This window comes from Streptomyces sp. (genome assembly GCF_050698815.1).
Taxonomy (GTDB): domain Bacteria; phylum Actinomycetota; class Actinomycetes; order Streptomycetales; family Streptomycetaceae; genus Streptomyces.
The window spans coordinates 1-12,602 of sequence record NZ_JBOHCV010000769.1; the positions used below are offsets into that span (position 1 = coordinate 1).

Consider the following 12,602-nt stretch of genomic DNA (forward strand, 5'->3'; position numbering starts at 1 on the left):
TGCGTCGCGAGGGTTACGAGGTCGAGGTGCGCGAGGACGGCCCCACAGCACTCGATGCGGGGCTGCGGCTCGGAATCGATCTGGTCGTCCTGGACCTCGGCCTCCCGGGCATGGACGGCCTGGAGGTCTGCCGTCGGCTGCGCACCGAGGGGCACTCCTTCCCCGTGCTGGTCCTCACCGCCCGTGCCGACGAGGTGGACACGGTCGTCGGCCTGGACGCGGGCGCGGACGACTATGTGACGAAGCCCTTCCGGCTGGCCGAACTGCTCGCGCGCGTACGGGCGCTGCTGCGGCGCGGCGGGGCGGCGGAGCCGGTCCAGCCGCCCGCCACCCACGGTGTCCGGATCGACGTGGAGTCGCACCGTGCCTGGATGGACGAGGAGGAACTGCAGCTGACCGCCAAGGAATTCGACCTGCTGCGGGTGCTGGTGCGCGACGCGGGCCGGGTGGTCACCCGTGAGCAGCTCATGCGCGAGGTCTGGGACACCACCTGGTGGTCGTCCACCAAGACGCTGGACATGCACATCTCCTGGCTCCGCAAGAAGCTCGGCGACGACGCCACCAACCCGCGCTACATCGCCACCGTGCGGGGCGTCGGGTTCCGTTTCGAGAAGAGCTAGTGCACACGTGCGTCGCCGGTTGATTCAGTCGACACTCGCCGTCGTGCTCGTCGTCGTCGCCGTCTTCGGTATTTCGCTGATCATCGTCGAGTCCCGGACCATCGAGAACAGCGCGCGGGAGAGCGTCAAGTCGGAGGCCCTGCAGCTGGTCTCGGTGGTGGAGAGCCGCATCGTCGCGGGCGAGAAGGTGTCACCGCAGCGGATGGGCGGCACGATCCCCAAGAACCGCTATGTCCGGATCGAGGTGCCCGGGCAGCGCCCCATCACGCTGGGCGGCCGCCCGGACGGCGAGCTGATCCAGGCGTCGCGGACCGGGGCGCACGGCGAGAAGGTCCGTGTGGGCCTGTCGCACAGCTCGGTACGGGACGAGGTCGGCCGCACGCTCCTGGTCATCCTGGCCGTCGCACTGCTCGCCGTCGCCGCCGCCGCGATCCTCGCCGTACGGCAGGCGCATCGGGTCACCGCCCCGCTCACCGATCTCGCCGAGACCGCCGAGCGGCTGGGCTCCGGGGATCCGCGCCCACGCCACCGGCGCTACGGCGTGCCCGAACTGGACCGGGTCGCCGATGTGCTGGACGGGAGCGCGGACCGGATCGGCCGGATGCTGACGGCGGAACGGCGGCTGGCCGCAGACGCCTCGCACCAGTTGCGTACGCCGCTGACCGCCCTGTCGATGCGGCTGGAGGAGATCATCGCCACCGCCGGCACCGACGACCCCGAGGACCGGGACACCGTCAAGGAGGAGGCGACGATCGCGCTGGGCCAGGTGGAGCGGCTGACCGCGGTGGTCCAGCGGCTGCTGACCAACTCGCGTGATCCGCGCTCCGGTTCGGCCCTCGGGTTCGACCTGGACGAGGTGGTCAAGCAGCAGGTCGGGGAGTGGAAGCCGGCCTGCCGGAACGAGGGGCGGGCGATCGTACGTTCCGGCCGGCCCGGGCTGCGGGCCGTGGGCACCCCGGGAGCGGTCGCCCAGGTGCTGGCGACGCTGATCGAGAACTCCCTGATGCACGGCGCCGGTACGGTCGCCCTGCGTACCCGCGTCACCGGCAACCAGATCGTGGTCGAGGTGACGGACGAGGGTCCCGGTGTCGACCCCGAACTGGGCTCACGGGTCTTCGAGCGGACCGTCAGCGGCCGCAATTCCACCGGCCTCGGTCTCGCCGTCGCCCGCGATCTGGCGGAGGCGGACGGCGGACGGCTGGAGCTACTTCAGCAGTACCCGCCCGTGTTCGCCCTTTTCCTCAGCCGTGAGGCTGTCGCGGGCCGCGCCACCGCCGCGGCCGAAGATCCGGCCCCCTGAACCCGCCCGGAAGACCCACGTGCGGTAGGACCAGAAGCGGAAGACGGTGCCGATGCCCAGACCGACCACGTTCTTCGCGATGTTGTCGGCGAGCGGCGAGGTGTAGTCCAGGCCGTAGTGGGAGACCGCGAGCACCGCGTTCTCGATCACCAGGGCGATGCCGCTGAAGAAGAAGAAAAGCATCGTCTCGCGATGGAGACGGCGCTTGTCGGTGTGCCGGTACGTCCAGTAACGGTTGCCCAGATAGTTGGTGCCGATCGCGACGACCTGGGACATCACACCGGAACGGATCGGAGCCAACTGGAACGTGTGGATGCACAGGTTGAAAACCGCCACATTGACCAGGAATCCGACCGCGCCGACGGCCCCGAACTTGGCGGCCTCGCGAGCGAGTCGGCGAAGGCGGGAGCGAAGCCCCCACAGCCCCCGCAGCCCCCGTGATGAAGGCGGTGAGCGCAGTGAGCGCGATGCGCGCGATTCACCCATAGTTTCGCTGTGCCCCGTTCCGGTCGCCGTTGTCCGTCCCCCGCAACATGCTAACCAGCGGGCTCACCTTCCGCAGTGCGGTCGCCGGGTCAGAGCGACCGCTGCTGCCCGGCCTGGTCGGGGCCGGGTGCACTCGTCAGGTACTCGTCAATCCGCTACGGATGGTACCGGCGGACCGGTGCGGTTCGGGCGGCGAAGGTGTGCGGATACGCTGGGCTTGTGACATTCCCGGTAGTCGGCATGGTCGGCGGTGGCCAGCTCGCCCGTATGACCCACGAGGCGGGCATCCCCCTCGGCATCAGATTCAAGCTCCTCTCGGACACCCCGCAGGATTCCGCTGCGCTGGTGGTGCCCGAGGTCGTCGTGGGTGATCACCGCGATCTCGGCACCCTGCGTGACTTCGCCCGGGGCTGCGATGTGCTCACCTTCGACCACGAGCACGTACCGACCGAGCACCTGCGCGCGCTGGAGGCGGACGGCATTCCCGTTCGGCCCGGCCCCGCCGCGCTCGTGCACGCGCAGGACAAGGGCGTCATGCGGGCCCGGCTCGACGGCATCGGCGTGCCGTGCCCGCGGCACCGCATCGTGCGCGATCCCGCCGACGTCGCCGCTTTCGCGGCGGAACTGACAGCAGACGCTTTCGCGGCGGAACTGACAGCAGCCGATTCCGCGGCGGAGCCGGTCGGCACCGGATCGGCTCTCCCCGTACCCGTGGTGCTCAAGACCGTGCGGGGCGGCTACGACGGCAAGGGCGTCTGGGTCGTACGCGACACCGCCGAGGCCGCCGAACCCTTCCGGGCAGGGGTGCCGGTGCTGGCGGAGGAGAAGGTCGACTTCGCACGGGAGCTGGCCGCCAATGTGGTGCGTTCCCCGCACGACCAGGCCGTCGCCTACCCGGTGGTGGAGTCGATCCAGGTCGGCGGCGTCTGCGACACCGTGATCGCCCCCGCCCCCGGCCTCCCGCCGGACACCGCGGTGCGGGCACAGGAGCTGGCGCTGAGCATCGCGCGGGAGCTGGACGTCGTCGGGCATCTGGCGGTGGAGCTGTTCGAGACCCGGGACGGGCGGGTGCTGGTCAACGAGCTGGCGATGCGCCCGCACAACTCCGGCCACTGGACCCAGGACGGCGCGGTCACCTCGCAGTTCGCCAACCATCTGCGGGCCGTGCTCGACCTCCCGCTCGGTGATCCGCGCCCGCGCGCGAAGTGGACCGTGATGGCGAACGTACTCGGCGGCGACTACCCGGACATGTACGCCGCTTATCTGCACTGCATGGCCCGTGACCCGCAGTTGAAGATCCACATGTACGGCAAGGACGTGAAGCCCGGCCGCAAGGTCGGCCACGTCAACACCTACGGCGACGACCTGGCCGACGTACGCGCACGCGCCGCCCACGCCGCCGGATACCTGCGAGGAACGATCACCGAATGACGACTGACAGCAGCCCGCTCGTCGGCCTCGTGATGGGCTCCGACTCCGACTGGCCCGTCATGGAGGACGCGGCCAAGGCGCTCGACGAGTTCGAGGTGCCCTACGAGGCCGATGTCCTCTCCGCACACCGGATGCCGCGCGAGATGGTCGGCTACGGCGAGGAGGCGGCCGGGCGCGGACTGCGGGCGATCATCGCGGGCGCGGGCGGTGCCGCTCACCTGCCCGGCATGCTGGCCGCGGTGACACCGCTGCCGGTGATCGGCGTACCGGTGCCGCTGAAGTATCTGGACGGCATGGACTCGCTGCTCTCCATCGTGCAGATGCCGGCCGGGGTGCCGGTCGCGACGGTCTCGGTGGGCGGCGCGCGGAACGCGGGCCTGCTGGCCGTGCGGATGCTCGCGGCACACGACGCCGAACTGCAGGAGCGGATGCGGCGGTTCCAGGAAGAGCTGAACGAAGAGGCGACCGAGAAGGGCCGCCGGCTGCGCAGTAAGGTCTCCTCCGGCAGGGCAGGATTCGGATTCGGGGGCAAGTGATGACCGTGACGTCGGACGCCGGCTTACTGGCACGGGCGCGTGAACTGCTCGCCGCACACCCGGTGGTGGACGGGCACAACGACCTGCCGTGGGCGCTGCGCGAGCAGGTGGCCTACGACCTGGACCGCCGCGACATCGCCCAGGACCAGTCGGCCCATCTGCACACCGACATTCCCAGGCTGCGCGCGGGCGGCGTGGGCGGGCAGTTCTGGTCGGTGTACGTACGGTCCGACCTGACCGGCGACAGCGCGGTCAGCGCCTGCCTGGAACAGATCGACGTGGTACGGCAGTTGGCCGCCCGCTACCCCGCCGACCTGCGCCTTGTCGCCACCGCCGACGAGCTGGAGTCGGCGCGCGCCGAGGGCCGCATCGCCTCGCTGATGGGCGCCGAGGGCGGCCACTCCATCAACAACTCACTGGCCACGCTGCGCGCAATGCACGAACTGGGCGTGCGGTACATGACGCTGACGCACAACGACACCATCGACTGGGCGGATTCGGCGACCGACGAGCCACGGCACGGCGGCCTCAGCCGGTTCGGCCGCGAGGTCGTGCGGGAGATGAACCGGGCCGGGATGCTCGTCGACCTCTCCCACGTCGCGGCGTCGACCATGCGGGACGCGCTGCGGGTGACCGAGGCGCCGGTGCTCTTCTCGCACTCGTCGGCGCGAGCGGTCTGTGACCACCCGCGCAACATCCCCGACGACGTGCTGGAGTTGCTGCCGGGCAACGGCGGGGTGGCGATGGCCACGTTCGTACCGAAGTTCGTCCTGCCGGCGGCCATCGCCTGGACGCGGGCCGCCGATGAGAACATGAGCGCGCACGGCCTGCACCCGCTGGACTCCAGCGAGGAGGGCATGCGGGTGCACCGCGCGTACGAGGAGGCGCACCCGCGCCCGCTCGCGAACGCCGCCACGGTCGCCGACCACCTCGACCACATGCGCGAGGTGGCGGGTATCGACCATCTCGGCATCGGCGGCGACTTCGACGGCACCGCGTTCGTACCGGAACAGCTGGCGGACGTGGCCGGCTATCCGCACCTCATCGCCGAACTGCTGGGGCGGCGCTGGTCGGAGGCGGACCTGGCCAAGCTGACGTGGCGGAACGCGGTGCGGGTGCTGCGGGACGCGGAATCGGTGTCCCGGGAGCTGTGCGAGCGGCGCGGCCCGTCCGTCGCGACGATCGGCGCGCTGGACGGCTGACCGGCCGCCCGGCCGGCCGCACGGGTGGGCGGGCGGTTCAGCCCGGTGCCGCCAGCTCCGCCCAGACCGTCTTGCCCATGCCCTCGGGGTTGCGCACCACACCCCAGTCCAGACACAGCCGCTGAATGATGAACATGCCGTGTCCGCCGGGGCGCCCGGGGCGATGGGGATTACGAGGAGCGGGTGCGCCGCTCCCCTGGTCGACGATCTCCAGGCGCAGCACCTTGGAGCCGCTGCCCACGCGCAGCTCTTCGGGGCCGTCGGCGTGCAGGCACGCGTTCGTCACCAGCTCGGAGACGACCAGCAGGACGTCCTCGGCGGCGGCCCGCTGGTCACCGGTGGCGGCTGGCAGCCACTCCCAGTCCTGCAGAGCCTGCCGGACGAAGTCACGGGCGCGGGGTACAGCGCCACTGACGCCGACGAGCCGCAGCCTGCGCACCTGGCGCATCGGATGTCCCTTCCCGCCCTCTCCCGGTGCGGTCTGCACGGACTGAACAGGGGGCACGGCTGCGCTGGAGGCATCGGCCGCCTCGGGCGAGCCGGTCACTGCCTCGGGCGAGCCGGTCACTGCCTCGGGCGAGCCGGTCACAGCGCTCTGCGTGCCGGTGACAGCCCCGGCTGCCCCGGCCCGGAGGGCGCCCGCGGTCCCCGCGGCGCCCTCGGGCTCCGGGCCGCAGTCGTCCGCCGGATGCGGCCGGGTGGTGCTCATCAGTGGTTCACCTCACCGATCACCGATTGTGCCTCTCGTCGCCGCGTGCCCCGTTCAGCGAGCAGCATCCCGAGTCTTACCGATCCAGGGGATCTCCTGCCCTGCGGATCCGCCGGAACACCCACTGACGGGATCGGACTGGTGTGACACGCGTAACTCTCGCGTAGTCCTCCGGACACAGGCGGTGCTCCCGGCTCAGGCCTCCGCGACGTTCGCCAGCGCGGCGTCGAGGTCGTCGTGGACGGTGAAGACGGCACCGGCACCGGTGATCTCGAAGACCCGGGCGACCACCGGCAGCATCCCCGCCAGATGTACCGCTCCCCCGGCGGCCTCGGCCTTCAGCCGGGCCCCGAGCAGCACGTTCAGTCCCGTGGAGTCGCAGAACTCCAGCCGTGAGCAGTCCACGACCAGACGGCTGTAACCGTCCGTGACGCTCTGCTCCAGCGGTTCGGACAGCAGATCCGCGGTGTGGTGATCGAGCTCACCCTCAGGGGTCACGACGGCGCTGCTCCCCTGGTACCGGACGTCGACCGTCAGCCGACCCCGGCTCGTACTCCCGGGCATCCCGCGGTCCATGCACACCCCTTTTGCTCGCCGAAACCGTCTCTTCTGCCCCCGTCAAACCGTCTGAACCCTACGCCTTGAGCGACACTACCGGTAGCCGAACAACCCACACATTGGGGCAAATTCGGACATTAAGCACTTGCCATCCCTGTGCCTGAGCAGGTAGGCGTATAGAAACACAGAAACGCGTCGGCTTTGGAGGCGCCGCACTTCCCAGTGCACGTCACGGCTTCGGCAGCCATATGCCGGAACGACGGAGGACACCATGTCACCCCAACTCGGTCACGGGATACCGGACACCACGGATCCGGCGGATCCGGCCGCTCCGGAGCACTCCAGCACCGGCGAGAGCACGGACGAGATGCCGGAATCCACCGGCCCGGAGCTGGCCGAAGAGCTCCTCGACCAGCTCCAGCTCCCTGAGATCCCGCCCTACCACGAGGTGGGCCCGGTCGACGCGCGGGCGCTGTCCAAGACCCTCTTCAGACGCCTGGAGACGCTCGGCGAAGGCACCCACGAGTTCGCGTACGTACGCAACACGCTGGTCGAACTCAACCTCGCCCTGGTCAAGTTCGCGGCCTCACGCTTCCGCTCCCGCAGTGAGCCCATGGAGGACATCGTCCAGGTCGGCACCATCGGCCTGATCAAGGCGATAGACCGGTTCGAGCCCGACCGCGGGGTCGAGTTCCCGACCTTCGCCATGCCGACCATCGTCGGCGAGATCAAGCGCTTCTTCCGCGACACCTCGTGGTCCGTGCGCGTCCCGCGCCGGCTGCAGGAGCTGCGCCTGGACCTGGCCAAGGCGGGCGACGAGCTCGCCCAGCGCCTCGACCGCGCCCCGACCGTGGAGGAACTGGCCGCCCGGCTGAGCATCACCACCGAAGAGGTCCTCGAAGGCATGGCGGCGAGCAACGCCTACACGGCCAGCTCGCTCGACGCGCAGCCTGAGGAGGACGACACCGAGGGCGCCCTCGCGGACCGGATCGGGTACGAGGACCACTGCCTGGAGGGCATCGAGTACGTCGAGTCCCTCAAGCCCCTGATCGCCGAACTCCCGGCTCGCGACCGCACGATCCTCTCCCTCCGGTTCGTCGCCAACATGACGCAGAGCGAGATCGGCGAGGAGCTGGGCATCTCCCAGATGCACGTGTCCCGGCTGCTCTCGCGCACCCTGAACAAGCTGCGCAAGGGTCTGATGATCGACGAGTGACGTGACATGACGTGACGCACGCGAGGTGACGCACGTACGTGGGTGGGCCGTTCCGGTCGAGGAGTACCGGAGCGGCCCACTACGTGTATGCGGACGGTGTCTCCTGGGCACTCCGGCACCCACACACGGACCCGCACAGACAGGAGCAGCACCATGGGGCACAGCGGCGGCAGCGATCGGGTAGTCGTCAGCCCGACCGGCTGGGTGGCCCAACAGGCCAGGCTGTACGAGGAGTCCGGCGGCACCTCGGGCACCACCGTGATGGGTGCTCCCTGCCTGTTGCTGGACTACCAGGGCAGGCGCAGCGGCACCTGGCGGCGCACGGTGCTCATCTACGGCCGCGACGGCGAGGACTATCTGGTCGTCGCCTCCAACGGCGGTGCCCCCGCCCATCCCGCCTGGTACCTGAACTTGGTGGAGAAGCCGGAGGTGCGGCTGCGGGTCGGACCCGAACGCTTCGCCGCACACGCGGAGCCGCTGTCCGCGGCGGACAAGCGGCGGGTGTGGCCGGGGCTCGTGGAGCTCTTCCCGCAGTACGCCACGTACCAGAAGAAGACCGACCGCGACATCCCGGTGGTCCGCCTGCACCGCACCGGCGACTGACCGCCGGCGGCCAGGGCGGGCCTCATGGGCGGAGGGGCACGCCACGCCGCCACACCTCCGTCACCAGCGGGACGCCCGGGCGGTACGCGAGGTGAACGTGGGACGGGGCGTCCAGCAGGGCCAGGTCGGCGTAGCCGCCCGGCGTGACGCGGCCGATGTCGGTGCGGCGCAGCGCGCGTGCGCCGCCCGCGGTCGCGGACCAGACGGCCTCGTCCGGGGTCATCCCCATCTCGCGTACGGCGATCGCGACGCAGAAGGGCATCGACGAGGTGAAGGACGAACCGGGGTTGCAGTCGGTGGACAGCGCGACCGTGGCGCCCGCGTCGAGCAGCCGGCGGGCGTCGGGATACACGGCACGGGTGGAGAACTCGCATCCCGGAAGCAGCGTGGCGACCGTGTCGGCGGTCTGGCTCAGGGCGTCCACGTCGGCGTCGCCGAGGTGGGTGCAGTGGTCGGCGGAGGCGGCCCCCAGTTCGACGGCGAGCTGGACACCGGGACCGTGGGAGAGCTGGTTGGCGTGGATGCGCGGGGTCAGCCCCCGCTCGCGCCCCGCGGTGAGGATGGCGCGCGCCTGGTCGCCGTCGAAGGCACCCCGCTCGCAGAAGACGTCGATCCAGCGGGCGTGCGGCGCGCAGGCTTCCAGCATCGGTCCGGTGACGAGGTCGACGTAGCCGGCGGGGTCGTCGGCGTACTCGGGGGCGACGATGTGGGCGCCCATGTAGGTGACCTCATCGGTGTGCGCGGCGGCCACCCGCAGGGCGCGGGCCTCCTGCTCGGGGGTGAGGCCGTAGCCGGACTTGGTCTCCAGGGTGGTGGTGCCCTGGCGGCGGGCCTCGGCGAGATAGCGGGCCAGGTTGCGGCCCAGCTCTTCGTCGCTCGCCTCCCGGGTCGCGGCGACCGTGGTGCGGATACCGCCCGCGGTGTAGGGGCGGCCGGACATCCGGGCATGGAACTCATCGGTGCGGTCGCCGCCGAAGAGCAGGTGGGAGTGGGAGTCGACGAAGCCGGGGAGGGCCGCGCGGCCGTCCGCGTCGTAGACCTCATCGGTGGCGGGCGCCTGTGCCGAGGGCCCCACCCACCCGACCCGGTCGCCGTCGAGAACCACGGCGGCCCCCTCCAGAATCCCCAGCGGCCCCGTACCGAGAGCGGGGTCGTTGGTGACGAGGCTGCGGATGTTCGTGACAAGGGTGCTGCTCATGTGTGGCGTCCTCCGTGATCGCTTCCTGCTTCGCCGGGCACCGGGCCACGGCTGTCGCGGCTAGTGCAGCGCACCGATCGCGTCGGCCAGCGCCCCGGCGACGTCGGGTACGTACGCGTGCCGGCCGTCCCGCACCACGTGCCGGCCGGCGACGACCGTGTGGCGGACGTCCGCCGCCGTCGCCGCGAAGACGGCCGTCTCCCCTGCCATCCGCGGCAGCGCGCCCACCGTGCGCACCGAGTCCAGCGCGACGGTGGTGAAGTCGGCCAGCGCGCCCGCCTCCAGCCGGCCCGCCTCGGGCCAGCCCAGCGCCGCGTGGCCGTCCTCGGTGGCGGCGCGCAGCAGCTGGGCGGCGGTCCAGTGGCCGCGGGTGCGGGTGCGCAGCCGTTCGTCCAGCTCCAGCGCCCGCGCCTCCTCGAGCATGTCGATGACGGCGTGGCTGTCGCTGCCCAGCGACAGCGTGGCGCCCGCGCGCTGCAGCCGGGGGGCCGGGCCGATGCCGTCGGCGAGGTCCCGTTCGGTGGTCGGGCACATGCACACCCCCGAGGCGGCGGAGCCGAGCAGCTTGATGTCCTCACCGGAGAGGTGCGTGGCGTGCACGGCTGTCGTACGGCGCCCGAGCACCCCGTGTTCGGCGAGCAGCCGGGTGGGGGTGCAGCCGTGTGCCTCCCGGCAGGCGTCGTTCTCGGCGGTCTGTTCGGACAGGTGCACGTGCAGCGGCGCCGACCGCTGCGCGGCCCACTCCACGACGGGCCCGAACTCCCGTGCGGGCACGGCCCGTACGGAGTGGACGGCGGCCCCGGTACGTACGTGCTCCCCGTCCGCCCGCAGCCCGTCGGCCCGCTCCGCCCACGCCTCGGCGGTGCCGTCGGAGAAGCGGAGCTGCTGCTGACCGGGCGGTTCGCCGCGGCCCCGGCGCCCGAGCCCGGACGCGAGATAGGCCGTGTCGAGGAGGGTGATGCGGATGCCGGCCTCGCCCGCCGCCGCGATGAGCGCGTGACCCATGGCGTTGGGGTCGTCGTAGCGTGCGCCGCCGGGCGCGTGGTGCAGGTAGTGGAACTCGCCGACGCAGGTGATGCCCGCGAGGGCCATCTCCGCGTAGACGGCGCGGGCGAGCGCGAAGTAGGAGTCGGGCGTGAGTCCGGACGCGACCCGGTACATCGTGTCCCGCCACGTCCAGAAGGTGCCCGAGCCCACCTGCACGGTGCCCCGCAGCGCCCGGTGGAAGGCGTGCGAATGGGCGTTGGCCAGGCCCGGCAGGGTGAGTCCGGACAGCACCTCGGCGCCCCGCGGGGGTGCTTCGATGTCCGTGCGCACCCCGGCGATACGGCCGTCGGCGCCGGTCTCGATGACGACGCCCTGCTCGACGGTTCCGTTGAGCCAGGCACACTCGCACCAGAAGACGCGCTCGGGGGATGTCACTGGCAGGCCAGCCCTTCCAGTACGTCGGCGAGTGCGCTCACCCCGGCCACGCAGTCGTCCTCCTCCGCGAACTCGGCGGGTGAGTGCGAGACGCCGGTCGGGTTCCGTACGTACAGCATGGCCGTGGGGACCGAGGCGGACAAAACACCCGCGTCGTGTCCCGCGCCGGTGGGCAGCAGTGGCGCGCCGCCCAGCAGCCCCGCGATCCGGTCCCGCAGGCCGTGCGCGAACTCCACCACGGGAGTACGGGATTCACGGCTGACCCGCACCTCCACACCCTCCTCGCGCCCCCGCGCGACGGCGGCCCGCTCGATCCCGGCGACGACGGCGGCGAGGGTGTCCTCGTCGGCGGCGCGGGAGTCGAGCCAGCCCCGTACGAGCGAAGGAATGGCGTTGACGCCGTTGGGCTCCACCGCGACCTTCCCGAAGGTCGCCAGCGCACCCCGGTCCCGGGCCTCGGCACGCGCCGCGAGCACGGTCCCGGCGTAGGCCAGCATCGGATCACGGCGGTCTTCCAGCCGCGTCGTGCCCGCGTGGTTGGCCTCGCCGTGGAAGTCGAACCGCCAGCGCCCGTGCGGCCAGATCGCGGAGGCGACGCCGACAGCGGACTCAAGTGCCCGCCCCTGCTCGATGTGCAGTTCGACGAAGGCACCGATCCGCGCGAGACGCTCGGGATCGGGCCCGATCGCGTCCGGGTCGTGCCCGGCCCGCTCCATGGCCCGCGGCAGCGTGAGTCCCTCACCGTCCCGCAACGCGTGCGCCTGCTCCCGGCTCAGCTCCCCCGCGCTGAGCCGGGACCCCACACACGCCAGCCCGAACCGGGCGCCCTCCTCGTCACCGAAGTTGACGATGCCGAGCGGCCTGCCGGGCGCGCGCCCCCGCTCCCGCAGCAGGTCGAGGGCGGCGAAGGCGGAGACGACGCCGAGCGGCCCGTCGAAGGCGCCGCCGTCCGGCACGCTGTCCAGATGAGAGCCGGTGACGACACCACCGGCGGCGGAGCCGTCGGGATCACCCCACCAGGCCCACTGGTTGCTCATCCGGTCCTCGATCAGGTCCAGACCGCGGCTCGCGCACTCGCCGCTGAACCACTCGCGCATCCTCAGATCCGCCTCCGTCCAGGCGAACCGGCGGTAGCCTCCGGTGATCGGATCCCGCCCGATCTCTGCTATCGACGACCACAACCGCTCGAACGCTAAAACGTTGATGTTGCTCCTCTAAGCCCAAGTGACTTACAGGGGGATCATCCCATGAGCACCGGAACCGTTCAGCCCTCACGCTGATTGCCGTCGTCGGCTGGTTCCTCGCCGCTGGCGAGTGGATC

General features: G+C 71.4%; 13 protein-coding genes. 7 read left to right on the forward strand and 6 right to left on the reverse strand.

Features of this window, described 5'->3' with window-relative positions; translation table 11 throughout:
* Positions 1 to 620, forward strand: a 620-nt coding sequence (locus ACRDP3_RS27535; protein WP_431519733.1) for a response regulator transcription factor, incomplete at its 5' end; no start/stop codon positions are given.
* 7 nt (positions 621 to 627) lie between these two features.
* Positions 628 to 1,920: an ATP-binding protein gene (locus tag ACRDP3_RS27540; protein ID WP_431519734.1), complete on the forward strand. Its 1,293-nt coding sequence runs from the start codon at positions 628 to 630 to the stop codon at positions 1,918 to 1,920.
* On the opposite strand, the gene ACRDP3_RS27545 is transcribed toward ACRDP3_RS27540, so the two are convergent.
* Positions 1,825 to 2,406 (reverse strand): GtrA family protein, encoded by a 582-nt coding sequence (locus ACRDP3_RS27545; RefSeq protein ID WP_431519735.1) that lies wholly within the window; start codon positions 2,404 to 2,406, stop codon positions 1,825 to 1,827. The genes ACRDP3_RS27540 and ACRDP3_RS27545 overlap by 96 nt on opposite strands.
* Before the next feature lie 240 nt (positions 2,407 to 2,646).
* Here ACRDP3_RS27545 and ACRDP3_RS27550 point away from each other — a divergent pair, with 240 nt between their 5' ends.
* The 3 genes from ACRDP3_RS27550 to ACRDP3_RS27560 are packed head-to-tail and all read left to right on the forward strand — an operon-like array spanning position 2,647 to position 5,575.
* On the forward strand, positions 2,647 to 3,837 hold the full coding sequence (locus ACRDP3_RS27550; RefSeq protein WP_431519745.1) for a 5-(carboxyamino)imidazole ribonucleotide synthase: 1,191 nt from the start codon (positions 2,647 to 2,649) through the stop codon (positions 3,835 to 3,837).
* Positions 3,834 to 4,373: a 5-(carboxyamino)imidazole ribonucleotide mutase gene (gene purE, locus ACRDP3_RS27555; protein ID WP_431519736.1), complete on the forward strand. Its 540-nt coding sequence runs from the start codon at positions 3,834 to 3,836 to the stop codon at positions 4,371 to 4,373. Before ACRDP3_RS27550 ends, purE begins: the two co-directional genes overlap by 4 nt.
* Entirely contained in the window at positions 4,373 to 5,575 is a 1,203-nt protein-coding gene (locus ACRDP3_RS27560) for a dipeptidase (RefSeq protein WP_431519737.1), read from the forward strand. The genes purE and ACRDP3_RS27560 overlap by 1 nt, the downstream gene beginning before the upstream one ends.
* 37 nt (positions 5,576 to 5,612) lie before the next feature.
* Here the strand turns inward: ACRDP3_RS27560 and ACRDP3_RS27565 are convergent, their stop codons facing one another.
* Positions 5,613 to 6,284 (reverse strand): ATP-binding protein, encoded by a 672-nt coding sequence (locus tag ACRDP3_RS27565; protein ID WP_431519738.1) that lies wholly within the window; start codon positions 6,282 to 6,284, stop codon positions 5,613 to 5,615.
* A 195-nt stretch (positions 6,285 to 6,479) separates the two neighbouring features.
* Entirely contained in the window at positions 6,480 to 6,860 is a 381-nt protein-coding gene (locus ACRDP3_RS27570; RefSeq protein WP_431519739.1) for an STAS domain-containing protein, read from the reverse strand.
* Positions 6,861 to 7,113: 253 nt separating this feature from the next.
* Here ACRDP3_RS27570 and ACRDP3_RS27575 point away from each other — a divergent pair, with 253 nt between their 5' ends.
* Positions 7,114 to 8,058, forward strand: a complete 945-nt coding sequence (locus ACRDP3_RS27575) for an RNA polymerase sigma factor SigF (protein ID WP_431519740.1) — start codon at positions 7,114 to 7,116, stop codon at positions 8,056 to 8,058.
* Between the two features lie 153 nt (positions 8,059 to 8,211).
* A complete protein-coding gene (locus ACRDP3_RS27580; RefSeq protein WP_431519741.1) occupies positions 8,212 to 8,661 on the forward strand; it encodes a nitroreductase family deazaflavin-dependent oxidoreductase in 450 nt (149 codons plus the stop codon).
* A gap of 22 nt (positions 8,662 to 8,683) precedes the next feature.
* On the opposite strand, the gene hutI is transcribed toward ACRDP3_RS27580, so the two are convergent.
* From hutI to ACRDP3_RS27595, 3 genes are read right to left on the reverse strand one after another with little or no spacing between them, the layout of a single operon-like run.
* Positions 8,684 to 9,859, reverse strand: a complete 1,176-nt coding sequence (hutI, locus tag ACRDP3_RS27585; protein WP_431519742.1) for an imidazolonepropionase — start codon at positions 9,857 to 9,859, stop codon at positions 8,684 to 8,686.
* A gap of 60 nt (positions 9,860 to 9,919) precedes the next feature.
* Entirely contained in the window at positions 9,920 to 11,281 is a 1,362-nt protein-coding gene (locus ACRDP3_RS27590; protein ID WP_431519743.1) for a formimidoylglutamate deiminase, read from the reverse strand.
* A complete protein-coding gene (locus ACRDP3_RS27595; RefSeq protein WP_431519744.1) occupies positions 11,278 to 12,462 on the reverse strand; it encodes an allantoate amidohydrolase in 1,185 nt (394 codons plus the stop codon). Before ACRDP3_RS27595 ends, ACRDP3_RS27590 begins: the two co-directional genes overlap by 4 nt.
* Positions 12,463 to 12,602: the final 140 nt, after the last annotated feature.